At 40.9% G+C, this 23,982-nt stretch carries 26 protein-coding genes and 1 tRNA gene; 24 read left to right on the plus strand and 3 right to left on the minus strand.

Annotated elements, in window-relative coordinates; translation table 11 throughout:
- Positions 1–153 precede the first annotated feature (153 nt).
- From ACXYSM_RS00515 to pflA, 12 genes are all read left to right on the plus strand, one after another.
- Positions 154–930 (plus strand): TatD family hydrolase, encoded by a 777-nt coding sequence (locus ACXYSM_RS00515; RefSeq protein ID WP_458633968.1) that lies wholly within the window; start codon positions 154–156, stop codon positions 928–930.
- Entirely contained in the window at positions 927–1,490 is a 564-nt protein-coding gene (gene rnmV, locus ACXYSM_RS00520; RefSeq protein WP_458633969.1) for a ribonuclease M5, read from the plus strand. The genes ACXYSM_RS00515 and rnmV overlap by 4 nt, the downstream gene beginning before the upstream one ends.
- 133 nt (positions 1,491–1,623) lie before the next feature.
- Positions 1,624–3,051: an SseB family protein gene (locus ACXYSM_RS00525; protein WP_458633970.1), complete on the plus strand. Its 1,428-nt coding sequence runs from the start codon at positions 1,624–1,626 to the stop codon at positions 3,049–3,051.
- 31 nt (positions 3,052–3,082) lie between these two features.
- Positions 3,083–3,955 carry a 16S rRNA (adenine(1518)-N(6)/adenine(1519)-N(6))-dimethyltransferase RsmA gene (rsmA, locus tag ACXYSM_RS00530; protein ID WP_458633971.1) on the plus strand — a complete coding sequence of 291 codons (873 nt, stop codon included), beginning with the start codon at positions 3,083–3,085 and terminating at the stop codon, positions 3,953–3,955.
- Between the two features lies 1 nt (position 3,956).
- Positions 3,957–4,835 (plus strand): ribosome small subunit-dependent GTPase A, encoded by an 879-nt coding sequence (rsgA, locus tag ACXYSM_RS00535; protein ID WP_458634690.1) that lies wholly within the window; start codon positions 3,957–3,959, stop codon positions 4,833–4,835.
- Positions 4,836–4,845: 10 nt separating this feature from the next.
- A complete protein-coding gene (gene rpe, locus ACXYSM_RS00540; RefSeq protein WP_414309998.1) occupies positions 4,846–5,502 on the plus strand; it encodes a ribulose-phosphate 3-epimerase in 657 nt (218 codons plus the stop codon).
- Positions 5,465–6,127: a thiamine diphosphokinase gene (locus tag ACXYSM_RS00545; RefSeq protein WP_458633972.1), complete on the plus strand. Its 663-nt coding sequence runs from the start codon at positions 5,465–5,467 to the stop codon at positions 6,125–6,127. Before rpe ends, ACXYSM_RS00545 begins: the two co-directional genes overlap by 38 nt.
- A 1-nt stretch (position 6,128) precedes the next feature.
- Entirely contained in the window at positions 6,129–7,385 is a 1,257-nt protein-coding gene (locus ACXYSM_RS00550) for a DNA recombination protein RmuC (RefSeq protein ID WP_458633973.1), read from the plus strand.
- Complete coding sequence (locus tag ACXYSM_RS00555; RefSeq protein WP_006152067.1) at positions 7,375–8,316, plus strand: 3'-5' exoribonuclease YhaM family protein; 942 nt, start codon at positions 7,375–7,377, stop codon at positions 8,314–8,316. The genes ACXYSM_RS00550 and ACXYSM_RS00555 overlap by 11 nt, the downstream gene beginning before the upstream one ends.
- Before the next feature lie 101 nt (positions 8,317–8,417).
- Positions 8,418–9,242 carry a pur operon repressor gene (gene purR / locus ACXYSM_RS00560; RefSeq protein WP_006147832.1) on the plus strand — a complete coding sequence of 275 codons (825 nt, stop codon included), beginning with the start codon at positions 8,418–8,420 and terminating at the stop codon, positions 9,240–9,242.
- Positions 9,243–9,314: 72 nt separating this feature from the next.
- Positions 9,315–10,568 (plus strand): diaminopimelate decarboxylase, encoded by a 1,254-nt coding sequence (locus ACXYSM_RS00565; RefSeq protein ID WP_458633974.1) that lies wholly within the window; start codon positions 9,315–9,317, stop codon positions 10,566–10,568.
- Positions 10,569–10,700: 132 nt separating this feature from the next.
- Positions 10,701–11,495: a pyruvate formate-lyase-activating protein gene (gene pflA / locus ACXYSM_RS00570; protein ID WP_004251620.1), complete on the plus strand. Its 795-nt coding sequence runs from the start codon at positions 10,701–10,703 to the stop codon at positions 11,493–11,495.
- Positions 11,496–11,568: 73 nt separating this feature from the next.
- On the opposite strand, the gene yidC is transcribed toward pflA, so the two are convergent.
- Both yidC and ACXYSM_RS00580 read right to left on the minus strand, forming a co-directional pair.
- Positions 11,569–12,495 carry a membrane protein insertase YidC gene (gene yidC / locus ACXYSM_RS00575; RefSeq protein WP_049494514.1) on the minus strand — a complete coding sequence of 309 codons (927 nt, stop codon included), beginning with the start codon at positions 12,493–12,495 and terminating at the stop codon, positions 11,569–11,571.
- Positions 12,496–12,572: 77 nt separating this feature from the next.
- Entirely contained in the window at positions 12,573–12,851 is a 279-nt protein-coding gene (locus tag ACXYSM_RS00580; RefSeq protein ID WP_001174501.1) for an acylphosphatase, read from the minus strand.
- Positions 12,852–12,884: 33 nt separating this feature from the next.
- On the opposite strand from ACXYSM_RS00580, the gene ACXYSM_RS00585 reads away from it, so the two are divergent.
- The 11 genes from ACXYSM_RS00585 to ACXYSM_RS00635 all read left to right on the plus strand — a co-directional run bounded on the left by ACXYSM_RS00585 (position 12,885) and on the right by ACXYSM_RS00635 (position 21,652).
- The gene (locus tag ACXYSM_RS00585) at positions 12,885–13,625 is read left to right on the plus strand and encodes a TrmH family RNA methyltransferase (RefSeq protein ID WP_458633975.1); all 741 of its coding nucleotides are present in this window, start codon (positions 12,885–12,887) and stop codon (positions 13,623–13,625) included.
- Between the two features lie 54 nt (positions 13,626–13,679).
- A complete protein-coding gene (locus tag ACXYSM_RS00590) occupies positions 13,680–14,363 on the plus strand; it encodes a Bax inhibitor-1/YccA family protein (RefSeq protein ID WP_458633976.1) in 684 nt (227 codons plus the stop codon).
- A gap of 95 nt (positions 14,364–14,458) precedes the next feature.
- Positions 14,459–15,451, plus strand: coding sequence for an aspartate--ammonia ligase (gene asnA, locus ACXYSM_RS00595; RefSeq protein ID WP_006147837.1), 993 nt, complete (start codon positions 14,459–14,461; stop codon positions 15,449–15,451).
- A gap of 59 nt (positions 15,452–15,510) precedes the next feature.
- Entirely contained in the window at positions 15,511–16,050 is a 540-nt protein-coding gene (rsmD, locus tag ACXYSM_RS00600) for a 16S rRNA (guanine(966)-N(2))-methyltransferase RsmD (RefSeq protein WP_281137652.1), read from the plus strand.
- Positions 16,040–16,528, plus strand: a complete 489-nt coding sequence (gene coaD, locus ACXYSM_RS00605; RefSeq protein WP_281137653.1) for a pantetheine-phosphate adenylyltransferase — start codon at positions 16,040–16,042, stop codon at positions 16,526–16,528. The genes rsmD and coaD overlap by 11 nt, the downstream gene beginning before the upstream one ends.
- Positions 16,512–17,549 carry a SepM family pheromone-processing serine protease gene (locus tag ACXYSM_RS00610; protein WP_458633977.1) on the plus strand — a complete coding sequence of 346 codons (1,038 nt, stop codon included), beginning with the start codon at positions 16,512–16,514 and terminating at the stop codon, positions 17,547–17,549. Before coaD ends, ACXYSM_RS00610 begins: the two co-directional genes overlap by 17 nt.
- 57 nt (positions 17,550–17,606) lie before the next feature.
- Positions 17,607–17,837, plus strand: a complete 231-nt coding sequence (locus ACXYSM_RS00615; protein ID WP_033587493.1) for a DUF1146 family protein — start codon at positions 17,607–17,609, stop codon at positions 17,835–17,837.
- Positions 17,838–17,861: 24 nt separating this feature from the next.
- Complete coding sequence (gene murA / locus ACXYSM_RS00620; RefSeq protein ID WP_036752246.1) at positions 17,862–19,148, plus strand: UDP-N-acetylglucosamine 1-carboxyvinyltransferase; 1,287 nt, start codon at positions 17,862–17,864, stop codon at positions 19,146–19,148.
- Positions 19,135–19,329 (plus strand): DNA-directed RNA polymerase subunit beta, encoded by a 195-nt coding sequence (locus ACXYSM_RS00625; protein WP_371500040.1) that lies wholly within the window; start codon positions 19,135–19,137, stop codon positions 19,327–19,329. Before murA ends, ACXYSM_RS00625 begins: the two co-directional genes overlap by 14 nt.
- Positions 19,330–19,374: 45 nt before the next feature.
- Positions 19,375–20,202, plus strand: a complete 828-nt coding sequence (locus ACXYSM_RS00630) for a DNA/RNA non-specific endonuclease (RefSeq protein WP_458633978.1) — start codon at positions 19,375–19,377, stop codon at positions 20,200–20,202.
- A gap of 118 nt (positions 20,203–20,320) precedes the next feature.
- Entirely contained in the window at positions 20,321–21,652 is a 1,332-nt protein-coding gene (locus ACXYSM_RS00635; protein WP_320694116.1) for a hemolysin family protein, read from the plus strand.
- Between the two features lie 84 nt (positions 21,653–21,736).
- Here the strand turns inward: ACXYSM_RS00635 and ACXYSM_RS00640 are convergent.
- Positions 21,737–21,807, minus strand: a tRNA-Cys gene (locus tag ACXYSM_RS00640).
- 179 nt (positions 21,808–21,986) lie between these two features.
- Here ACXYSM_RS00640 and ACXYSM_RS00645 point away from each other — a divergent pair.
- Positions 21,987–23,969, plus strand: a complete 1,983-nt coding sequence (locus tag ACXYSM_RS00645; RefSeq protein WP_006152175.1) for a peptide ABC transporter substrate-binding protein — start codon at positions 21,987–21,989, stop codon at positions 23,967–23,969.
- Positions 23,970–23,982 lie beyond the last annotated feature (13 nt).

Below are 23,982 nucleotides of genomic sequence, written 5' to 3' on the forward strand. Positions count from 1 at the left end.
TCTTTCCTTTTCTGAAAAATTTCAACAAGAGTTATTATACTGCTATGAAAAAATACCGTCAAGAAAAAATGAATGATTTCAAAATATTTTTTCCTATAAGGATGAGACTAGTTTTTTTGGTATAATAGAAGGTAGAAAAACGAGGGAATATAAATGATTTTTGATACTCATACACATTTAAATATAGAAGATTTTGCAGGAAGGGAAGCTGAAGAATTAGCCTTGGCTGCTGAAATGGGTGTAACTCGGATGAATATTGTTGGTTTTGACAAACCGACCATTGAGCGTGCCTTAGAACTAGCAGATAAGTATGATCAACTCTATGCGACTATTGGTTGGCATCCTACAGAGGCAGGAACCTATACAGAGGATATTGAGAATTACTTGCTAGAAAAACTAAAACATTCTAAAGTTGTTGCCTTGGGTGAGATTGGTTTGGACTATCACTGGATGACAGCCCCTAAAGAAGTACAGGAACAAGTTTTCCGTCGTCAGATTCAGCTATCTAAGGAACTGGACTTGCCTTTTGTGGTTCATACCCGTGATGCGCTAGAAGACACCTATGAGATTATCAAGAGCGAGGGAGTTGGTCCCCGTGGCGGTATTATGCACTCCTTCTCAGGTTCTTTGGATTGGGCGGAGAAGTTTGTAGATCTTGGGATGACTATTTCCTTTTCTGGAGTGGTGACTTTTAAGAAGGCGACAGATATTCAGGAAGCGGCCAAAGAGTTACCTTTGGATAAGATTTTGGTAGAAACGGATGCACCTTATTTAGCCCCAGTACCCAAGCGTGGTCGTGAAAACAAGACAGCTTACACGCGCTATGTAGTAGACTTTATTGCGGACTTGCGTGGTATGACGACAGAAGAATTGGCAGCTGTGACAAGTGCTAATGCAGAAGGCATCTTTGGATTGGAAAGTAAATCATGAAAGAGAAAATTTCCCAAATCGTCGTAGTCGAAGGGCGTGATGATACGGCTAATTTAAAACGCTACTTTGATGTTGAGACTTATGAGACTCGTGGTTCTGCTATCAATGAACAAGATCTTGAACGAATCCAACGTCTACATGAGCGTCATGGGGTGATTGTCTTTACAGATCCCGATTTTAACGGGGAACGCATTCGTCGGATGATTATGACGGCCATTCCGACAGTTCAGCACGCCTTTCTCAAACGTGATGAGGCAGTGCCAAAATCTAAGACCAAGGGACGTTCTCTAGGAATTGAGCATGCTAACTATGAAGACTTGAAGACAGCACTAGAACAAGTAACTGAGCAGTTTGAAGCAGAAAGCGACTTTGATATTAGCCGTAGTGACTTGATTCGCCTTGGTTTTCTAGCCGGATCAGATAGCCGAAAACGCAGAGAATATCTAGGAGAAAGTCTTCGTATCGGTTATTCCAATGGGAAACAACTCCTTAAACGTTTAGAGTTATTTGGGATCAGTCTAGCTGAAGTTGAAGAAGCTATGAAATCATATGAGAATTGAGAAACTCCCCCAAAATGTGAAGGGAATATGATACAATAGAAGTAATCATATCCGGTTTAATCAGGCTTGGTAGCAAGCATTAGAAAAGTGACTCCATAGAAATTGTGCTAAGTGGAGGTGATGAGGAAAAGTTATGGGAATCTTTGATTTTTTAAAAAAGACAGAAGCAACAAAACCTACTGAAACAACTGAATCCAATAAGGAAGCAGAAGAGGCGAAAGGCAATGCTTGCGTAGGTGTTCTAGATTTGTTCCCGATGAAGGAAACCAACCAATTATTGATTGTTGGGAGTCTAGAAGGCAGTATCAAGGTTGGAAATCAGTTGCAGTTTTGTAATCCCGACCAAGGAATGGAAAGTCTTGGTACTGTAGAGGTTAAAAAACTCAGCAGTCAAAACAAAGATGCAGATAGTCTAACTGATGAAGTTCTTGCCCATCTAGTGGTTGATAGGATTCCTTCTTTGGATAAACTGAAAAAAGGAAGTGTGCTCTTTAGTTCAGGTGTTGAGGAAGAACAAAAATTATCTAGCTATTCAGATGCTCTTTATCGTGCTTTTGTAGCCATCCAAGAGGGTCAGTTAACAAATGAAGACTATTTGGCAGCTACCCTTGATGACAGCGTAGAGATTTTACGTCTCTTTTTATGGAAATGCCGTCAAAATCAGGAAACTGAAAGTGAAGAAAGCTATCAATCCAACACTCGTAAGTTGGAACGTCTAGCGGAAATCGTTAAAGATAAGCTCTTAGAAGCAGATGCAGTTTATGCAGTTTATTCAGAAAAAACAGGCGAACCCTATCTTTTCTCAACGACCTATGACAGAGGAGAAGAAGGGTATCTCTGTACTGATCCCATGATCATGCTTTTGACACCATCTTGGTATCGCCAATTCAAGGAAACCATTGATAGTCGACCAAACTCAGTCGTAAAACTGATTGAAAATACGGAAGATAAAAAAGGGATTGAAAATTTCCTAGGGACAGCCTTTTACCTAAATGGTGCCTTGGGAGCAATCTTTAATTCCAAGGAAGTCAGCATCAGTGCCTCTGCCTTGGTTCAAAAACCAGATTTTTCTGATTTACCAGAAATACAAGTGCCTGTCATGAATCCTGACCTGGTAAGATGGATGCTCTTGATGGGGCAACTAGATTATCCGATTACGGAAGAGCAAGAATTACTTTATAAACTCTATTATAAGTTCTTTTCGGAAGCTATGCCTAAAGCAAAATTCCTATTGCCTTTAGATGCAGCTTCGGAATTTAAGGGAGAGAGTCAGGAAGGGAACTCCTTTGTTTTGGAAAAAGATTCCAGTTTTAACATTCCAGTCAAAGAAGGAAAAAATGGTCGAAACTCTGTTCCAGTCTTTACTGATTGGAAACGTCTGCGAATGGTCTTTGACGAAAAGTGGAATGGCATGATTGAAGAAGCTGGAGGCATGATTGAAGGCTTTGACTATGCCATAAACCCAACGGAATACTATGAAGCAGGTGCCTATGTTAGCCTAACAGCTTTTAGAGACATGCAGAAGCTTAGTGAGGAACAAGAAGGAAGAGCTCAAGATTAGAAAACCTTTCAATAGTTAGAAAAGAGAATAAATGAGAATTGCAGATTATAGCGTGACCAAGGCAGTACTGGAGCGTCACGGTTTTACCTTTAAAAAATCCTTCGGGCAAAATTTTTTGACCGATACCAATATCCTTCAAAAAATTGTGGATACGGCTGAAGTTGATGACCAGGTCAATGTTATTGAAATTGGTCCAGGAATTGGTGCCTTGACGGAATTTTTGGCTGAGCGTGCGGCTGAAGTTATGGCCTTTGAGATTGACCACCGTTTGGTGCCAATTCTAGCAGATACCCTGCGTGATTTTGACAATGTGACCGTAGTCAATGAGGATATTCTCAAGGTTGATTTGGCGCAGCATATCCAAAATTTCAAAAATCCTGATTTACCAATTAAGGTAGTGGCAAACTTGCCCTACTATATCACAACTCCTATTCTCATGCACTTGATTGAAAGTGGCATTCCTTTTAGTGAGTTTGTGGTCATGATGCAAAAAGAAGTGGCAGATCGTATCTCTGCTCAACCAAATACCAAGGCTTACGGTAGCTTGTCAATTGCAGTTCAGTATTATATGACTGCCAAGGTTGCCTTTATCGTGCCTCGTACAGTATTTGTGCCAGCGCCAAATGTAGATTCAGCTATTCTGAAAATGGTACGTCGTCCGGAACCTGCGGTAGCAGTAAAAGATGAGAACTTCTTCTTTAAAGTTTCCAAGGCTAGTTTCACCCATCGTCGTAAGACCTTGTGGAATAACTTGACAGGTTACTTTGGGAAGTCTGAAGAAGTCAAGGATAAATTGACCAAGGCTTTGGACCAAGCAGACTTGTCACCATCTGTACGTGGAGAAGCTCTGGGCTTGGCGGAATTTGCTAGTTTAGCAGATGCACTTAAAGGACAAGGACTCTAAGATGCAGGGACAAATCATTAAAGCTTTGGCGGGTTTCTATTATGTGGAGAGTGATGGCCATGTTTATCAAACACGCGCGCGTGGGAATTTTCGTAAAAAAGGCCATACACCCTATGTTGGAGATTGGGTAGATTTTTCTGCGGAGGAAAATTCCGAAGGTTATATCCTCAAAATTCACGAACGAAAAAATAGTCTGGTTCGTCCACCCATTGTCAATATTGACCAAGCCGTTGTCATTATGTCCGTTAAAGAACCTGATTTTAACAGCAACTTGTTGGATCGCTTCTTGGTTCTTTTAGAGCACAAGGGCATTCATCCTATCGTCTATATTTCCAAGATGGACTTACTGGAAGATGGGGGAGAACTGGACTTTTACGAGCAAACCTATCGTTCTATTGGTTACGATTTTGTGACTAGTAAAGAGGAACTCTTGCCCTTGTTGACAGACAAAGTGACAGTCTTTATGGGGCAGACAGGTGTTGGAAAGTCAACCCTCCTTAATAAAATTGCACCTGACCTCAATCTAGAGACGGGAGAAATCTCAGATAGTCTGGGTCGTGGTCGCCATACTACTCGAGCTGTTAGTTTTTACAACCTAAATGGAGGCAAAATCGCAGATACACCAGGTTTTTCGTCGCTAGATTATGAAGTATCAAGTGCTGAAGAGCTGAACCAGGCCTTTCCAGAGATTGCTAGAGTCAGTCGCGACTGTAAGTTCCGTACATGTACGCATACCCATGAACCATCTTGTGCAGTGAAACCAGCAGTAGAAGAGGGCATCATTGCAAACTTCCGTTTCGACAACTATCTACAATTCCTCAGTGAGATTGAAAATCGCAGAGAAACCTATAAAAAAGTCAGCAAAAAAATTCCAAAATAAGGAGAAGCTTATGTCTCAATACAAGATTGCTCCGTCAATTCTGGCAGCAGATTATGCCAACTTTGAATGTGAAATTAAACGCCTAGAAGCAACTGGGGCAGAATACGCCCATATCGATATCATGGATGGTCACTTTGTACCTCAGATCAGCTTTGGTGCAGGTGTAGTCGAAAGTCTTCGTCCTCATAGCAAGATGGTCTTTGATTGCCATTTGATGGTATCAAATCCCGAACATCATTTAGAAGACTTTGCGCGTGCAGGTGCAGACATCATCAGCATCCATGCAGAAGCAACACCTCATATCCATGGAGCCCTTCAAAAAATTCGTTCTCTTGGTGTCAAACCTTCGGTTGTCATTAACCCTGGAACACCTGTTGAGGCTATCAAGCATGTTCTTCACCTAGTTGATCAAGTATTAGTCATGACGGTTAATCCTGGTTTTGGTGGTCAAGCCTTTCTACCTGAAACCATGGATAAGATTCGTGAGTTGGTTGCCCTTCGTGAGGAAAAAGGCTTGAACTTTGAAATCGAAGTCGATGGTGGTATTGATGACCAAACCATTGCTCAAGCCAAAGAAGCTGGCGCTACAGTTTTTGTAGCGGGATCTTATGTCTTTAAGGGAGATGTCAATGAACGAGTGCAAGCCCTCAGAAATCAACTGGGCTAAAGCTGCAGTTTTTGCAGGGGGAGACCGCGGTCACTACCGGACAGATTTTGACTGTTTTGTCGGTGTAGATCGAGGCTCACTCTGGATATTGGAAGAAGAACTTGCTCTTGCTTTAGCAGTTGGGGATTTTGATTCTGTGACTGTAGAAGAACGTCAGTTGATTCAAGAACGTGCCCAACACTTTGTCCAAGCTCAGCCAGAGAAGAATGATACCGATCTGGAACTAGCACTTTTAACGATTTTTGAAAAAAATCCTCAGGCTCAGGTGACCATTTTTGGTGCCCTAGGTGGTCGCATCGACCATATGCTGGCTAATGTCTTTCTGCCTAGCAATCCTAAATTGGCACCCTATATGCGTCAAATAGAGATTGAGGATGGGCAAAACTTGATTGCCTATTGTCCAGAAGGTACCAGTCAACTAGAGCCACGTTCGGACTACGATTATCTGGCCTTTATGCCGGTTCGGGATACCCAGTTGACTATTCTTGGTGCCAAGTATGAACTGACAGAGAAGAATTTTTTCTTTAAGAAAGTTTACGCTTCTAACGAATATATAGATAGGGAAGTTTCGGTGACTTGCCCAGATGGCTATGTGGTTGTACTGCATAGCAAGGACAGGAGATAGGATGGAGATTATATTACTACTGTTACTAATTGCTAACCTAGCCGGCCTCTTTCTTATTTGGCAAAGGCAGGATAGGCAGGAGAAATACCTGACCAAGAGTTTAGAAGACCAGGCAGATAACCTTTCAGATCAGTTGGATTATCGATTTGAACAAGCGCGACAAGCAAGCCAGCTGGACCAAAAAAATCTAGAAGTGGCTGTTAGCGACCGTTTGCAGGAGGTGCGAATCGAATTGCACCAAGGTCTGACTCAGGTTCGACAGGAGATGAATGAAAACCTTCTCCAAACCAGAGATAAGACCGACCAACGACTACAGGCCTTGCAGGAGTCAAATGAGCAACGTTTAGAGCAGATGCGCCAAACGGTCGAGGAAAAGTTAGAAAAGACCTTGCAGACACGCTTGCAAGCGTCTTTCGAGACAGTTTCCAAGCAATTGGAATCTGTCAATCGCGGCCTTGGAGAAATGCAAACGGTTGCCCGTGATGTCGGCGCTCTTAATAAGGTCTTATCTGGTACAAAAACTCGAGGAATTCTAGGAGAATTACAACTGGGACAGATTATTGAAGATATCATGACACCTGCCCAGTATGAACGAGAATTTGCAACGGTTGAAAACTCTAGTGAACGTGTGGAATACGCCATCAAGTTACCTGGACAAGGTGACCAGGAATATGTCTATCTACCGATTGATTCTAAGTTTCCACTGGCAGATTATTACCGTCTGGAAGAAGCCTATGAAGCAGGTGATAAGGATGAAATCGAAAATTGTCGCAAATCACTCCAAACAAGCGTTAAGCGTTTTGCCAAAGATATCAAGAACAAGTACATAGCACCGCCAAGGACGACCAATTTTGGAGTTCTGTTTGTTCCGACAGAAGGTCTTTACTCAGAAATCGTTAGAAATCCGATTTTCTTTGATGGTTTGAGACGGGAGGAGCAGATTATCGTAGCTGGACCAAGTACCTTGTCAGCCCTTCTGAACTCCCTATCTGTTGGCTTCAAAACTCTGAATATCCAAAAGAGTGCCGACCATATTAGTCAAACTCTAGCCAACGTCAAAACCGAATTTGGCAAGTTTGGTGGCATTCTTGTTAAAGCGCAAAAACACCTCCAACATGCCACTGGTAATATTGATGAATTGTTAAACCGACGTACTTCAGCTATTGAGCGAACTCTCCGACATATTGAATTGTCAGAAGGTGAGCCTATGCTTGATTTGCTCCAGTTCCAAGAAGATGAGGAAGAATATGAAGATTAGTCACATGAAAAAAGATGAACTGTTCGAGGGCTTTTACCTGATCAAATCAGCCGATCTGAGACAGACGCGTGCTGGGAAAAATTACCTAGCTTTCACCTTCCAAGATGATAGTGGGGAAATTGAAGGAAAGCTTTGGGATGCTCAACCTCATAACGTTGAGGCCTTTACTGCAGGAAAAGTTGTCCACATGCAAGGGCGTCGTGAAGTTTACAACAACACTCCACAGGTAAATCAAATCACCCTTCGCTTACCTCAGCCTGGCGAACCCAATGACCCAGCAGACTTCAAGGTCAAATCACCAGTGGATGTTAAAGAAATCCGTGAGTACATGGCACAGATGATTTTCAAGATTGAAAATCCCATCTGGCAACGAATCGTTCGGGCCCTCTATACCAAATATGATAAAGAATTTTATTCCTATCCAGCTGCAAAAACCAACCACCATGCCTTTGAAACAGGGCTTGCTTATCATACAGCGACTATGGTTCGTTTAGCAGAGGCAATTGCTGATGTGTACCCACAACTCAATAAGAGCTTGCTCTATGCGGGAATTATGCTTCATGACCTGGCTAAGGTTATTGAGTTAACAGGTCCGGACCAGACAGAGTATACAGTGAGAGGAAATCTTATCGGCCATATCGCCTTGATTGATAGCGAGATTACCAAAGCAGTTATGGAACTTGGTATTGATGATACTCGAGAAGAAGTGGTGCTTCTGCGCCATGTGATTCTCAGCCACCATGGATTACTCGAGTATGGTAGTCCTGTTCGTCCTCGTGTGATGGAAGCTGAAATTATTCATATGATTGATAATTTAGATGCGAGTATGATGATGATGTCAACAGCTCTGGCTCTTGTTGATGAGGGTGAAATGACCAATAAAGTCTTTGCAATGGACAATCGTTCCTTCTACAAGCCAAAATTAGACTAGAAACTAAAAAAATGAGCTTTATTTAGACAATAAAGTTCGTTTTTTTGCTTTAGTGTGTTATAATGAGAAAAAGACTAATTAAAAAGAATGGTGAATAACTAATGAAATTAAGAAGAAGTGATCGGATGGTTGTTATTTCCAATTATTTGATTAACAATCCATACAAATTAACCAGTCTCAATACCTTTGCGGAAAAGTATGAATCTGCCAAATCTTCTATTTCAGAAGATATTGTCATTATTAAGCGCGCCTTTGAAGAAATTGAAATTGGTCATATTCAAACGGTGACAGGTGCTGGTGGTGGGGTTATTTTCACACCTTCTATCTCTACCCTTGAGTCCAAAACAATCATCCAAGAGCTTCGCGATAAACTTTCAGAGAGCGACCGCATTCTGCCAGGTGGCTACATTTATTTGTCTGATCTTCTTAGCACACCAGCTATTTTGAAAAATATCGGTCGCATTATTGCTAAGAGCTTTATGGACCAAAAGATTGATGCTGTTATGACGGTAGCGACCAAAGGGGTTCCGCTTGCAAATGCAGTGGCAAATGTTCTCAACGTACCTTTTGTCATTGTCCGTCGTGACTTGAAAATCACAGAAGGTTCAACTGTGAGTGTTAACTACGTCTCAGGTTCTAGCGACCGTATTGAAAAAATGTTCCTTTCAAAACGTAGCCTTAAAGCAGGAAGCCGTGTCCTGATTGTTGATGACTTCTTGAAAGGCGGAGGAACGATTAACGGTATGATTAGCCTTTTAACAGAGTTTGATTCTGAGTTAGCTGGTGTAGCTGTCTTTGCTGATAATGCGCAGGAAGATCGTGAACAGCAGTTTGACTACAAATCACTCTTAAAAGTTACCAATATTGATGTGAAGAACCAACAAATTGAAGTTGAAGTTGGGAACATCTTCGAAACAGAAAAATAAGAGAGAATAAGATGCTTAAAGGTTGGAACTTTCGTCCCAGCCTTTCTTTGATAATGAATATGAAGGAGCCTTATGAAGACGCCATTTATTAAACGTGAAGACTTAGAAAAGATTGTTGAAGAGTTTCCAACTCCATTCCATCTCTACGATGAAAAAGGTATTCGCGAGAAAGCACGCGCAGTTAATGAGGCTTTCTCTTGGAACAAAGGTTTTAAAGAATATTTTGCAGTCAAGGCGACTCCGACCCCAGCTATCTTGAAAATCCTACAAGAAGAAGGATGTGGAGTGGATTGTTCTAGTTATGTAGAACTCTTAATGAGTCATAAACTTGGGTTTACAGGGTCGGAGATGATGTTTTCATCTAACAATACACCAGACCAAGAGTACACCTATGCCCGTGAATTAGGGGCGACTATCAACTTGGATGCCTTTGAAGATATCGACCATTTAGAGCGCGCTGCGGGGATTCCTGAGATTATCTCTTGCCGTTACAATCCTGGTGGCGTATTTGAACTAGGAACGGATATTATGGATAATCCTGGTGAAGCTAAGTTCGGGATGACTAAGGAACAGCTCTTTGAAGCCTTTGCTATCTTGAAAGAAAAGGGAGCAAAAACTTTTGGGATTCATTCCTTCCTAGCTTCCAATACTGTTACTCATCTTTATTATCCAGAATTGGCGCGCCAGCTTTTTGAACTGGCTGTAGAAATCAAGGATAAGTTAGGTATTTCGCTGGACTTCATCAATCTTTCTGGAGGAATCGGTGTCAACTATCGTCCGGATCAAGAACCTAATGACATTGCTTTAATTGGTGAGGGTGTTCGTCAGGTTTATGAAGAAGTTCTTACGCCAACAGGTCTTGGCCAAGTTAAGATTTTTACAGAACTAGGACGCTTTATGTTAGCACCTCATGGAATTCTAGTGACTAAAGTAACCCATAAAAAGAAAACCTACCGAACTTATCTCGGAGTAGATGCATCAGCTGTCAATCTTATGAGACCGGCTATGTATGGAGCTTATCACCACATCACCAATATGATGCATCCTGACGGTCAGACGGAAGTCGTTGATGTTGTTGGTTCACTCTGTGAAAACAACGACAAATTTGCGGTTAATCGTGAACTACCTCAAACAGAAATTGGTGATTTGTTAGTCATTCATGATACAGGTGCTCATGGCTTCTCTATGGGCTACCAGTACAATGCCAAACTTCGTTCAGCAGAGGTCCTCTATACAGAGGACGGTAGTGCACGGCTAATCCGTAGAGCAGAGCGACCTGAGGACTATTTTGCAACTCTCTATGGATTCGATTTTGACAAGGATTAGAAGAATTTTTGAAAATCATGAAAGTTGAAAGTGAAAAACAGTTTGTTTTCTAAAAAATAGACAAAATCTGTGGTTTTTCTTTTCAGGCATGATATAATAAAGCTATAAAACGGTTTCAAGGAAGGTGACGTGATGTCTGAAGAAACAATTGACTATGGACAAGTGACAGGAATGGTGCATTCGACAGAGAGTTTTGGGGCGGTAGATGGTCCTGGGATTCGTTTTATTGTCTTTTTGCAGGGTTGTCAGATGCGTTGCCAATATTGCCATAACCCTGACACATGGGCGATGGAAACCAATAAATCTCGTGTACGAACAGTAGATGATGTTCTAGAAGAAGCGCTTCGTTATCGTGGTTTCTGGGGAGACAAGGGAGGTATCACAGTCAGTGGAGGAGAAGCTCTCTTACAGATTGATTTCCTAATTGCTCTCTTTACAAAAGCAAAAGAAAAAGGAATCCACTGTACCTTGGATACTTGTGCCCTTCCATTCCGTAATAAACCACGCTATCTAGAAAAGTTCAATAAGTTAATGGCCGTGACAGACTTGGTTCTTCTTGATATCAAGGAAATCAACGAAGCACAACACAAGATTGTAACCAGTCAAACCAATAAAAATATCTTGGCATGTGCTCAGTACTTGTCAGATATTGGGAAACCTGTTTGGATTCGTCACGTTCTTGTGCCAGGATTGACAGACCGTGATGAAGATTTGATTGAGCTTGGTAAGTTCGTAAAAACTCTTAAAAACGTTGATAAGTTTGAAATCCTACCCTACCACACTATGGGAGAATTCAAATGGCGTGAACTTGGGATTCCGTATTCACTTGAAGGGGTTAAACCTCCAACAGCAGATCGTGTCAAAAATGCTAAGGAATTGATGGATACAGAAAGCTATCAAGATTACATGAAACGTGTACATGGATAAAAAGAAGCCTGATGGGAACATCGGGCTTTTCTGATATAAAAATGCTTAGCTCGAATGCTAAGCCTTTTATTTTTTATCTAGAATGTTGTTTTCCAGAATTGCGTTTTTTATTTTTCTTCTTAGCAGAAGTTGAGATAACTGCAGCTGATTCAGGGGTTACATCTTTACGAGCACCTGAAGTTTTGCTTGCTTTTGGTGGGTTCTTGGCATATTCTTCACGTACTTTTTTACGAAGTTTTGGACGAATGATGTAGTTGACGATGAATTGTTGAAGGATCATCATGAAACCACCGACAACCCAGTAAAGCGTAACGCTGGCTGGTGAGAAAATTGAGAACATGACAATCATCATCGGGCTCATGTAAATCATCTTCTTAAGTTGTTCTCTTTGAGTCTCGTCTTCAACTCCGTGTAGTGAAAGGAGCGATTGGACGTAGTAGAGAACACCTGCACAGGCGATAAGAATCCAACTTGGAGAACCAAGTGCGATTCCTAAGAAGCTAGCTTCAGCAACACCTTCTGTATGTTGAGCAGCAAAGTAGATCGCTGAGAAGAAAGGCATTTGGATGAGGAGAGGGAAACAACCTACTCCGCCAAACATGCTGATACCGTGCTCTTTTTGAGCAGCAAAGAGAGCTTGTTGGGCTTCCAGTTTTTCTTCTTGAGTTGTTGCTTCTTTGAGACGAGTTTGATGTGGCTCAAGAACATGCTTGAGGGCGTTCATCTTTTCAGAGTGAAGAGTTGCCTTCCATGATTGGTAGATACCAAGTGGCAAAATGATCAAGCGGACGATAATGGTTACGATAATAATAGCGACCCCGAAGCCAAGCCCTTTATCAGTAGCAAAGTACTTGATAGCTTCAGCCATAGGTGCTCCGATTGTATTCCAGATAAATCCTGTTGGTTGTCCAGTTGCTTTATCAACCTGGACACAGCCTGTTAAGACTAATAGCATGGCCACTCCCATGATAGAGAGGGCGATTCGTTTAATTGATTTCACTGTTTTAATTCCTTCTTAAAAAATTATACCTTTCTATTCTACTGTTTTTTTTGAAAATATACAATAGTTCTAGAGACCTAATTTGCTACTTTGAAATCTGAATAGGATGGGAAGTTGCTCAATTGAACATCTAGATAGGTTACTTTTGAGAAGGGAGTAGGTCCCTTTCGGATTTCTTGGATGAACTTAGCCATGATAGCTGAAGACTCTGCTTGGGCAAGAATTTCAACGGTTCCGTCATCGTTGTTCCAGACACGACCAGTGATTCCGCCTAGCTCGAGGGCAAGGGTGTAGACGCCCCAGCGGAAACCAACACCTTGAACGCGACCCTGTGCAATCATTTTGACCTTTTGCATACCAAACCTCCTTGATTGTGTTATAATACTCCTATGACTATTATAACCTCTAAAGCGAATTCTGTGGTAAAAAATGCCAAGAAATTGCATCAAAAAAAATATCGAAAATCTTCTTATTTAATTGAAGGATGGCATTTGTTTGAAGAGGCTGTTCAGGCTGGTGCAAAGATTGAGAGAATATTTGCCCTTTCAGAATATGGTGAAAAATTAACGGACTACCCTCAGACCGTCTTTGTGGCCGAAGAAATCTTGCTTGATTTAGCAGATTCACAAACTCCTCAGGGCATTGTAGCCATTGTTCAAAAGGAAGAAGAGCAGTTGCCGGATTTGAGCCAAGGGAAATATCTTTTCTTGGAAGACGTGCAGGATCCTGGAAATGTTGGCACAATGATCCGAACGGCAGATGCGGCAGGTTTTTCGGGAGTCATTGTTTCAAGCAAGTCAGCAGATATTTATAGCTTGAAGACTCTTCGATCCATGCAGGGCAGTCATTTTCATTTACCGATTTATCGGATGCCTATTGAAACTTTTGTTGAAGAGGCTAAAAAGGGCAATTTACCAATTCTGGCAACTACTTTGTCCCAAAACTCTAAAGATTATCGTGAGCTTGCTCAGCTAGCAGATTTCGTCTTGGTTATGGGAAATGAAGGTCAAGGCATTAGTCCATTCATGACAAATCAGGCAGATCAACTGGTTCATATTACCATGAAAGGGCAAGCGGAAAGTCTCAACGTTGCCATTGCTGCAGGCATACTCATGTTTTATTTGAGTTAAATTGTTTTATTTTTGTTATAATCAGTAAAAAGATTTCATAAGGAGAAAAAAGATATGAATCAAACAATTATTCAAGAACGTTCTGGTCTGAATCAATTTTATGCAAAAGTCTATGCTTTTGTCGGGATTGGGATTGCCTTATCTGCAATTGTTTCAGCCTTGATGTTAACAACCTTCCAAGATCTTCTTGTTCAGTTAATGATTAACGCCCGCATATGGTTAATTGTCACAGGAATTGTAGAAGTAGCTCTAGTGATTTTTGCGAGTGGTTTAGCGATAAAGAATAGTCCAGCAACCTTTCCAATATTCCTGCTCTATTCAGCGGTCAATGGTTTTTCACTAAGCTTCATTGTGTCGCTCTATCTTCCTGGGACAGTTTTGACAGCCTTTATCTCCAGTGCAGCCCTCTTCTTCGTGATGGCTATCGTAGGAGTAGTCATCAAAAAAGATTTGAGTGGGATTGGTCGTGCTTTGATTGCAGCCCTATTTGGTTTGATACTCGCTATGGTTGTCAATATTTTCCTAAATAGTGACCTAATGGATTACATTATTAGTATTGTTATGGTGCTTGTTTTTGCAGGTCTCATTGCTTGGGATAATCAAAAAATTCGTTATGTTTACGAAGAGTCAGATGGTCAGGTCGCTACAGGCTGGGCAATTTCTTTAGCACTTAGCCTCTACCTCGACTTTATCAACCTCTTCCTTAGCTTCCTACGTATCTTTGGAAGAGACGATTAATACTTTTAGAGCTCAAATGAGCTCTTTTTTAATTTTTACTTTCATTTTTAATAACAAAAAGGTATAATCTTTTTATTATTCAAAAGGAGGAACGTATGAAGAAAAGTTTTATCCATCAGCAAGAAGAGATTTCCTTTGTAAAAAATACCTTTACCCAATATTTAAAAGATAAGTTAGAAGTAGTAGAAGTGCAGGGTCCAATCTTGAGTAAGGTTGGGGATGGGATGCAGGATAACCTTTCAGGGATTGAACATCCAGTTTCAGTTAAGGTTTTGCAGATTCCTAATGAAACCTATGAAGTGGTGCATTCACTTGCTAAGTGGAAACGCCATACCTTGGCACGTTTTGGTTTTGGTGAGGGAGAAGGTCTCTTTGTTCACATGAAGGCTCTTCGTCCAGACGAAGACTCACTAGATGCGACTCACTCAGTTTATGTTGACCAGTGGGACTGGGAAAAAGTTATTCCAAATGGACAGCGCAATCTTGCCTACCTTAAAGAAACGGTCGAAAAGATTTATAAGGCTATTCGTTTAACAGAGCTGGCAGTCGAAGCCCGCTATGATATTGAGTCAATCTTGCCCAAGCAAATTACTTTTATCCACACAGAAGAACTGGTAGAACGTTACCCAGACTTAACTCCAAAAGAACGTGAAAATGCTATCTGTAAGGAGTTCGGTGCGGTCTTCTTGATTGGTATCGGTGGTGTATTGTCAGATGGAAAACCTCATGACGGACGTGCACCGGACTATGATGACTGGACAACAGAATCTGAAAATGGCTACAAGGGCCTAAATGGAGATATCCTTGTTTGGAATGATAATTTGGGTGCAGCCTTTGAATTGTCTTCAATGGGGATTCGTGTCGATGAAGACACTCTTCGTCGTCAGGTAGCTATTACGGGAGATGAAGATCGCTTGAGTCTAGAATGGCATAAGGCTCTCTTGAACGGACTTTTCCCTTTGACAATCGGTGGAGGAATTGGACAGTCTCGTATGGCTATGTTCTTACTTCGTAAGAAGCACATCGGTGAAGTTCAAACCAGTGTTTGGCCACAAGAAGTCAGAGATACTTACGAGAATATTCTTTAATCAATCGAACCGAGAGGTTCGATTTTCTTATTTCATCAGAATTTGGTATAATATACCTTATGAAAATCGTATCAGGAATCTACGGAGGACGTCCTTTAAAGACCTTGGACGGGAAAACAACGAGGCCGACATCGGACAAGGTCCGCGGAGCTATTTTCAATATGATTGGCCCTTACTTTGAAGGAGGACGTGTACTAGATCTCTATGCTGGTAGTGGGGGCTTATCCATTGAAGCAGTTTCAAGAGGGATGTCCAGCGCTGTCCTAGTTGAGAAGGATCGCCGAGCACAGAATATTGTGGCAGAAAACATTCAGATGACCAAGGAGATCTCTAAATTTCAATTATTGAAAATGGAATCCAGTCGTGCATTAGAGCAAGTGGATGGTGTCTTTGATCTCATCTTTTTGGACCCTCCCTATGCCAAGGAGCAAATCGTATCCGACATTGAAAAAATGGCGGAGAGAAATCTTTTCTCAGAAGATGTCATGGTGGTCTGCGAGACCGATAAATCAGTAGAACTTCCAGAAGAAATCGCCTGTTTAGGCATCTGGAAGGAAAAAATATATGGGATTAGTAAGGTGACGGTTTATGTCAGATAAAATTGGGCTATTCACAGGTTCGTTTGATCCAATGACAAATGGTCATTTGGACCTCATTGAGCGAGCAAGTAAGCTCTTTGATAAATTGTATGTAGGGATTTTTTATAATCCACACAAAAATGGATTTTTACCGATAGAAAGTCGGCTAGAGACGGTTGAAAAAGCGGTGGGACACCTAAAAAATGTCCAGGTTATATCCTCTCATGATGAATTAGTCGTTGATGTTGCGAGAAAACTGGGTGTCCATGTTCTTGTTCGTGGTTTGCGTAATGCTGCGGATCTTCAGTATGAAGCCAGTTTTGATTTTTACAACCATCAATTAGCAGGAGAGATTGAGACAGTCTATCTCCATAGTCGCCCAGAGCATGTTTATATCAGCTCTTCAGCTGTGAGAGAACTATTGAAGTTTGAACAAGATATTAGCAAGTATGTACCAAATGTAGTCTTGGAGGAGTTAAAGAATGAAGAAAAAAACTAGATGGCCCATATATTTAATCATCGGGCTCATGATCACTTTTATAGCTTTTACGGTACCACTTCCTTATTACATTGAGGTGCCAGGGACTTCAGAAGATATTCGAAAGGTTTTACAAGTCAATAACCAATCTGACCAAGAAGAAGGTTCTTACCAATTTGTGACGGTAGGAGTTAAACACGCCAGAATGGTGGACTTAGTTTATGCTTGGCTAACACCTTTTACAGATATTCGTAGTGCAAAAGAAATGACAGGTGGTTCTTCAGATGCAGAATTTATGCGAATCAACCAGTTTTACATGGAAACTTCGCAGAACATGGCCAAATATCAAGGTCTGAAGGCGGCGGGCAAGGAGATAGAACTCAAATACCTAGGAGTCTATGTTTTGACCGTAACAGATAACTCAACCTTCAAGGGTATTCTCAATATCGCTGACACTGTAACGGCTGTGAATGATAAGACTTTTGAGAGTTCTAAGGAGATGGTCGACTACGTCAATTCTCAAACTCTAGGCGACAAGGTTAAGGTTACTTACCAAGAAGACGGGAAAGTCAAAACTGCTGAAGGAAAAATCATTACTCTGGAAAATGGGAAAAACGGTATTGGAATCGGTTTGATTGACCGCACAGAAGTGTCAAGTGATGTGCCAATCAAGTTTTCAACTGCTGGCATTGGTGGTCCGAGTGCTGGAATGATGTTTAGTTTATCCATCTATACGCAAATTGCAGATTCAACTCTTCGAAATGGACGTATCATTGCTGGTACAGGAAGTATTGACAGAGATGGAAATGTTGGTGATATTGGTGGAATTGACAAAAAAGTTGTTGCTGCTGCAAAAAAAGGAGCTACTGTATTCTTTGCTCCTAACAATCCAGTAACTGAAGAAGCTAAAAAGGCCAATCCTAATGCTAAAAGTAATTATGACACGGCTGTAGAAGCTGCTGAAATGATTAAAACAGACATGAAGATTGTTCCTGTAAAAACACTTCAGGATGCAATTGATTACTTGAAAAACAACCCATAAAATATAGTGCAAGTCCATAGACTAGCGTAGAAAAAGAGAAGATGGTATAATAGGCAGATGATTCAATTGTTTTTTACCCTCAGTAGTCATATGTTTTTTGTCTACCTAGTTTTTCAACTTTTGAAAGATTTAGTCAAATGGGATCAAATTTTGAAGGTGACCAAGGACAATGCGAGGAAGGTACGACTTTTGGTAGTATTGTGTAGTATCGGTTTAGGGTATCTAATCAGTTCTTTTTTCCTAAATCTCTACCAACTATGGCAAGAAGCCGTACGGACATTATTCTAAATTCGAAAGTAAAGGAAAATATTTATGGAAAAAATTGTAGTTCGAGGTGGCGATAATCGCCTTGTCGGAAGTGTTACAATTGAGGGCGCGAAAAATGCAGTTTTGCCACTGCTTGCGGCGACAATTTTAGCAAGCGAAGGAAAAACAGTTTTAAAAAATGTTCCTATCCTATCGGATGTCTTTACCATGAACCAAGTAGTTCGTGGATTAAATGCGAAAGTTAATTTTGATCAAGATGCACACATTGTTGAAGTGGATGCGACAGATGATATCACAGAAGAAGCTCCCTATAAGTATGTCAGCAAGATGCGTGCTTCTATTGTAGTCTTGGGTCCAATCCTGGCTAGGGTTGGTCACGCTAAAGTTTCGATGCCAGGTGGTTGTACGATTGGTAGTCGTCCGATTGATCTTCACCTTAAAGGTTTGGAAGCAATGGGGGCTAAGATCACCCAAACAGCTGGCTATATCGAAGCTAAGGCAGAACGCTTGCATGGAGCCCATATCTATATGGACTTTCCTAGTGTTGGGGCAACCCAAAACTTGATGATGGCTGCAACGCTAGCTGATGGCGTAACTGTTATCGAAAATGCTGCGCGTGAACCTGAAATTGTAGACTTGGCTGTCCTCTTGAATAAAATGGGAGCTAAAGTCAAAGGTGCGGGAACAGAGAGCATTACCATCACTGGTGTTGAAAACTTGCATGGAGCAACCCATAACGTTGTTCAAGACCGCATCGAAGCAGGGACATTCATGGTTGCTGCTGCAATGACAGGTGGAGATGTCCTGATTCAAGATGCTATCTGGGAACACAACCGTCCCTTGTTGGCGAAATTACAGGAAATGGGTGTTGAAGTCATCGACGAAGATGAAGGTATCCGCATCCGTTCTCAACGAGACAAACTAAAAGCAGTTCATGTCAAGACCTTACCACATCCAGGGTTTCCTACGGACATGCAGGCGCAGTTTACTGCTCTTATGACGGTTGCTCAAGGAGAATCAACTATGGTTGAGACAGTCTTTGAGAATCGTTTCCAACATCTAGAGGAAATGCGTCGCATGGGCTTGCATTCTGAGATTATCCGTGACACTGCTCGTATCGTTGGCGGGCAACCTCTCCAAGGTGCAGAAGTGCTGTCTACGGACCTTCGTGCCAGTGCAGCCTTGATATTGACAGGGTTAGTGGCCGAGGGTGAGACTGTTGTTGGAAAACTTGTCCATTTGGATAGGGGCTATTATCGTTTTCATGAAAAATTAGCTCAGTTAGGAGCTAATATTGAACGGGTAAGTGTGGAAGCTGATGAAGATGAATAAAGAAGTAGCTTATGTGCTGCGTCGATTTCTTTTAGTCATCATTGTTTTACTTTTAGGTGTCTTAGCACTTGGAATTGGCTTGATGATTGGCTACGGTATCTTAGGCAAGGGCCAAGATCCATGGGCGATTTTAGCTCCAGAAAAGTGGCATGAGTTAATTGCGAAATTTACAGGGAAATAGGCTGGGAGACCAGCCTTTTTCTAAGAACAAAACTAAGGAGAAAAGATGAATAAAAAAACAAGGCAGGCACTCATAGGTCTTCTGCTTTTCCTACTTTTGTCGGCAGGAAGTTACTACATAAAAGAAATGCAGGCTTCCAATGCTACACCGCAAACACAGGTCAACCAGAAATCCCAGTCGCTTGATACTCCAAGTCAAAAATTGGCCGAGAGTGTACTGAATGATTCGGTAAAAAAACAAATAAAGGGTACTCTTGAGTGGAATGGAGCAGGTGCCTTTATCGTAAATGGGAACAAAACGAACTTAGATGCAAAGGTTTCAAGTAAACCCTATGCCGATAACAAGACAAAAACTGTAGGTGGGGAGACGGTCCCAACTGTTGCTAATGCCCTTATGTCAAAAGCAACAAGACAGTACAAAGACCGTGAAGAAACCGGGAATGGTTCGACTTCTTGGACCCCGGCAGGATGGCATCAGGTCAAAAACTTAAAAGGGACTTATAATCACGCTGTAGATAGAGGACATTTATTAGGCTATGCCTTGATTGGTGGTTTAGATGGTTTTGATGCATCTACTAGCAATCCCAAAAATATCGCTGTACAAACAGCCTGGGCCAACCAAGCACGCGCAGAAGATTCGACTGGACAAAACTACTATGAAAGTTTAGTTCGAAAGGCTTTGGATCAAAATAAGCGGGTGCGTTACCGTGTCACATTGCTCTACGCTACAGAAGAAGATTTGGTTCCTTCTGCATCTCAAATTGAAGCCAAATCATCTGATGGTGAATTGGAGTTTAACGTCGTGGTTCCTAACGTTCAAAAGGGAATTCAGTTAGATTACCGAACAGGAAAAGTAACTGTTACAAAGAACTAATAGATAGTCGGTCCCTTATTGTTTCGGTAGGGGATTTACTATAGAAATCACAATTTAATGTGTAGAAGTTGAAAAATATGGTATAATAGTCACAATTATACTTTTTAGGAGAAGGAAAATGGAAGACCCGAGCAGTCAGGATTTGTTACTGCAATTTGTATTATTAGTTGTTTTGACCTTTTTAAATGCTTTTTTCTCTGCTACAGAGATGGCTATGGTTTCTCTTAGTCGCTCACGTGTTGAACAAAAGGCTGAAGAGGGGGATAAACGCTATATCCGTTTGCTAAAGGTACTTGAAAACCCCAATCACTTTTTATCAACCATTCAAGTTGGTATTACTTTAATTACAATCTTGTCAGGGGCTAAACTAGCAGACTCTCTAGGACAATTGATAGCCTCATGGATGGGAAATAGCGAAACTGCGCACGCAATCGCAAGCTTCCTGTCACTTGCTTTCTTGACCTATATCTCTATCGTTTTTGGTGAACTTTATCCTAAACGCATTGCTCTAAATCTTAAGGATGCCTTGGCAATCCGAACTGTACCATTTATTATTGCTCTCGGTAAGATTGTGAGTCCTTTTGTTTGGATGCTATCTGCATCAACCAATCTTTTGAGCCGTTTGACGCCGATGACATTTGACGATGCAGACGAAAAAATGACTCGTGATGAGATTGAGTACATGCTGACTAAAAGCGAAGAAACTTTGGATGCTGATGAAATCGAGATGTTGCAGGGGATTTTCTCACTGGATGAGCTTATGGCGCGTGAAGTCATGGTTCCTCGAACAGATGCCTTTATGGTAGATATCCAAGATGACACTCAGACCATTATCGAAAGTATCTTAAAACAAAACTTTTCTAGAATTCCTGTTTATGACGGCGATAAGGACAATGTCATTGGTTTGATTCATACAAAGAATCTGCTAAAAGCAGGGTTTACCGATGGTTTTGATAATATTGTATTGAGAAAGATATTACAGGAACCTCTCTTTGTACCGGAAACTATTTTTGTGGATGATCTGTTAAAAGAATTGAGAAATTCACAAAGACAGATGGCTATTCTTCTCGATGAATACGGAGGAATGGCTGGTTTGGTAACACTTGAGGATCTCCTTGAAGAGATTGTTGGTGAGATTGATGATGAAACAGACCGTGCTGAAGTCTATGTTCATACTATCGGCGAGGACACTCATATTGTCCAAGGGACAATGAACTTGAACGATTTCAATGATTATTTTGATGTCGAGCTTGAAAGTGACAATGTAGATACCATTGCTGGGTATTATTTGACAGGTGTGGGAACTATTCCAACATCTGAGAAACTCAGCTATGAGTTAGATAGTGGAAATAAGCATATCACCTTGACAAATGACAAGGTAAAAAATGGTCGTGTCACCAAGCTTAAGGTTCAAATCCAAGAACTTGAATCAGAAGAAGAAACTGAATAAAACAAAAGCTTTATCAGAGAAAACTGATAAAGCTTTTTAAGTGTAAAAAAGAAAAGACTCCGTTAGGAGTCTTCGTTTATATAGAGGCGGTAGACGGATTTGAACCGACGATCAAGCTTTTGCAGAGCCGTGCCTTACCACTTGGCTATACCGCCTTAACTTTTATTATTATACCTTGAAAATTGTTTCTCGTCAATAGTTTTCTTTTCTGAAAACATAAGATTCAAATGTTTAAAAAAACATGCGACAAAATATTCTGAAAATTCGTTTACTTTTTAAAAAAACTGTGGTATAATTTTCAATATCCACAATTTAAAACGAGGAGTTTATAAATATGAAAAAAAGTCGGATTCTTGCAGTAGCCGGTGTTGCATTACTTGCTACAGGTGTTCTTGCAGCTTGCGGTTCTTCAAAATCATCTAATGATGCAGAGGCTCCAAAAGCTTACGGTTATACATATACCGCTGATCCAGAAACTTTGGATTATCTTATCTCTGGTAAACAAAGTACAAAAGTGGCTACTTCAAATGGTATTGATGGCCTATTTACAAATGATAAATATGGGAACATTACACCAGCAGTTGCAGAAGACTGGTCTGTATCACAAGATGGTTTAACTTATACTTACAAGATTCGTAAGGGAGTAAAATGGTTCACTTCTGATGGTGAAGAGTACGCAGAAGTAACTGCTAAAGACTTCGTAAATGGTTTGAAACACGCGGCTGATAACAAATCAGCAGCAATGTATCTAGCAGAAAATTCAGTTAAAGGTCTAGCTGATTATGTAGCCGGAAACAATAAAGATTTTGCTTCAGTTGGTGTTAAAGCAGTTGATGACTATACTCTCCAATACACTTTGAACAAGCCTGAGCCGTATTGGAATACTAAAATGGCTTACTCAATCTTTTGGCCTTTGAACGAAGAATTTGAAAAATCAAAAGGTTCAGACTTCGGTAAAGCGACTGATCCAACTTCTTTGCTTTACAATGGTCCATTCTTGCTTAGAGGTTTGACTGCTAAGTCATCTATCGAATTTGTGAAGAATGAAAACTATTGGGATAAAGATAATGTTCATTTGGATACTGTAACCCTTGCTTACTACGATGGTTCAGACCAAGAATCACTTGAACGTAACTTTACAAGTGGAGCTTACAGCTATGCTCGTCTTTTCCCAACCAGCTCAAACTTCTCAAAAGTTGAAGAAACATACAAAGACAATATCTACTACAATCCACAAGGTCCAGGTATCGCTGGTTTGGGTATCAATATTGATCGTCAATCATACAAATACACTTCAAAAACTACTGACGAAGAAAAGACTGCTACTAAGAAAGCCCTTCTTAATAAAGATTTCCGTCAAGCTTTGAACTTTGCATTTGACCGTACTGCATACTCTGCTCAACTTAATGGTGAAAAGGGAGCTCCTCTTGCTGTTCGTAACCTCTTTGTAAAACCAGAGTTTGTGTCTGCTAACGGTAAAACATTTGGGGACATGGTAACTGAAAAAGTTGCTACTTATGGTGATGAGTGGAAAAATGTAAACCTTGCTGATGGTCAAGATGGACTCTTCAATGCGGATAAGGCTAAAGCTGAATTAGCTAAAGCGAAAACTGCTCTAGAAGCTGAAGGTGTGAAATTCCCAATCCACTTGGATATTCCAGTAGACCAAACATCTAAAGGTTACATTGCTCGTATCCAGTCATTCAAGCAATCAGTTGAAACTACACTTGGAACTGAAAATGTAGTGATTGATATCCAACAAATCACTACAGACGAACTACACAATATCACATACTACGCAGCTAGCGCAGCTGCAGAGGATTGGGATCTTTCAGGTGCAGTTGGATGGAACCCTGACTATGAAGACCCATCAACATACCTTGATATCTTGAAAACAACTAATAGCGAAACAACTAAGACTTACATGGGATATGACAATCCATCTAACCCAGCAGTTGCTCAAGTTGGTTTGAAAGAATATGATAAATTAGTTGATGAAGCTGGAAATGAAACAAGCGATCTTGCGACTCGTTATGAAAAATATGCAGCAGCTCAAGCTTGGTTGACAGATAGCTCACTCTTCCTTCCTGCAATGGCATCTTCAGGAGCAGCTCCTATTATCTCTCGTGTTGTTCCATTCTCAGCATCTTATACTCAATCTGGTGATAAAGGTTCAGATGTTTACTTCAAATATCTTAAATTGCAAGCTAACACTGTAACTGCTAAAGAGTACAAAGAAGCTCGTGAAAAATGGCTCAAAGAAAAAGCTGAATCAAACGAAAAAGCTCAAAAAGAATTAGCGAGCCACGTGAAATAAATAATGCTCATCA

This window comes from Streptococcus sp. V940, assembly GCF_054353495.1.

Coding starts and splice junctions, on each gene's coding strand:
- ACXYSM_RS00515 (WP_458633968.1), top strand. CDS start 154: ATGATTTTTGATACTCATACACATTTAAATATAGAAGATTTTGCAGGA.
- rnmV (WP_458633969.1), top strand. CDS start 927: ATGAAAGAGAAAATTTCCCAAATCGTCGTAGTCGAAGGGCGTGATGAT.
- ACXYSM_RS00525 (WP_458633970.1), top strand. CDS start 1,624: ATGGGAATCTTTGATTTTTTAAAAAAGACAGAAGCAACAAAACCTACT.
- rsmA (WP_458633971.1), top strand. CDS start 3,083: ATGAGAATTGCAGATTATAGCGTGACCAAGGCAGTACTGGAGCGTCAC.
- rsgA (WP_458634690.1), top strand. CDS start 3,957: ATGCAGGGACAAATCATTAAAGCTTTGGCGGGTTTCTATTATGTGGAG.
- rpe (WP_414309998.1), top strand. CDS start 4,846: ATGTCTCAATACAAGATTGCTCCGTCAATTCTGGCAGCAGATTATGCC.
- ACXYSM_RS00545 (WP_458633972.1), top strand. CDS start 5,465: ATGAACGAGTGCAAGCCCTCAGAAATCAACTGGGCTAAAGCTGCAGTT.
- ACXYSM_RS00550 (WP_458633973.1), top strand. CDS start 6,129: ATGGAGATTATATTACTACTGTTACTAATTGCTAACCTAGCCGGCCTC.
- ACXYSM_RS00555 (WP_006152067.1), top strand. CDS start 7,375: ATGAAGATTAGTCACATGAAAAAAGATGAACTGTTCGAGGGCTTTTAC.
- purR (WP_006147832.1), top strand. CDS start 8,418: ATGAAATTAAGAAGAAGTGATCGGATGGTTGTTATTTCCAATTATTTG.
- ACXYSM_RS00565 (WP_458633974.1), top strand. CDS start 9,315: ATGAAGACGCCATTTATTAAACGTGAAGACTTAGAAAAGATTGTTGAA.
- pflA (WP_004251620.1), top strand. CDS start 10,701: ATGTCTGAAGAAACAATTGACTATGGACAAGTGACAGGAATGGTGCAT.
- ACXYSM_RS00580 (WP_001174501.1), bottom strand. CDS start 12,851: ATGCAAAAGGTCAAAATGATTGCACAGGGTCGCGTTCAAGGTGTTGGT.
- ACXYSM_RS00585 (WP_458633975.1), top strand. CDS start 12,885: ATGACTATTATAACCTCTAAAGCGAATTCTGTGGTAAAAAATGCCAAG.
- ACXYSM_RS00590 (WP_458633976.1), top strand. CDS start 13,680: ATGAATCAAACAATTATTCAAGAACGTTCTGGTCTGAATCAATTTTAT.
- asnA (WP_006147837.1), top strand. CDS start 14,459: ATGAAGAAAAGTTTTATCCATCAGCAAGAAGAGATTTCCTTTGTAAAA.
- rsmD (WP_281137652.1), top strand. CDS start 15,511: ATGAAAATCGTATCAGGAATCTACGGAGGACGTCCTTTAAAGACCTTG.
- coaD (WP_281137653.1), top strand. CDS start 16,040: ATGTCAGATAAAATTGGGCTATTCACAGGTTCGTTTGATCCAATGACA.
- ACXYSM_RS00610 (WP_458633977.1), top strand. CDS start 16,512: ATGAAGAAAAAAACTAGATGGCCCATATATTTAATCATCGGGCTCATG.
- ACXYSM_RS00615 (WP_033587493.1), top strand. CDS start 17,607: ATGATTCAATTGTTTTTTACCCTCAGTAGTCATATGTTTTTTGTCTAC.
- murA (WP_036752246.1), top strand. CDS start 17,862: ATGGAAAAAATTGTAGTTCGAGGTGGCGATAATCGCCTTGTCGGAAGT.
- ACXYSM_RS00625 (WP_371500040.1), top strand. CDS start 19,135: ATGAAGATGAATAAAGAAGTAGCTTATGTGCTGCGTCGATTTCTTTTA.
- ACXYSM_RS00630 (WP_458633978.1), top strand. CDS start 19,375: ATGAATAAAAAAACAAGGCAGGCACTCATAGGTCTTCTGCTTTTCCTA.
- ACXYSM_RS00635 (WP_320694116.1), top strand. CDS start 20,321: ATGGAAGACCCGAGCAGTCAGGATTTGTTACTGCAATTTGTATTATTA.
- ACXYSM_RS00645 (WP_006152175.1), top strand. CDS start 21,987: ATGAAAAAAAGTCGGATTCTTGCAGTAGCCGGTGTTGCATTACTTGCT.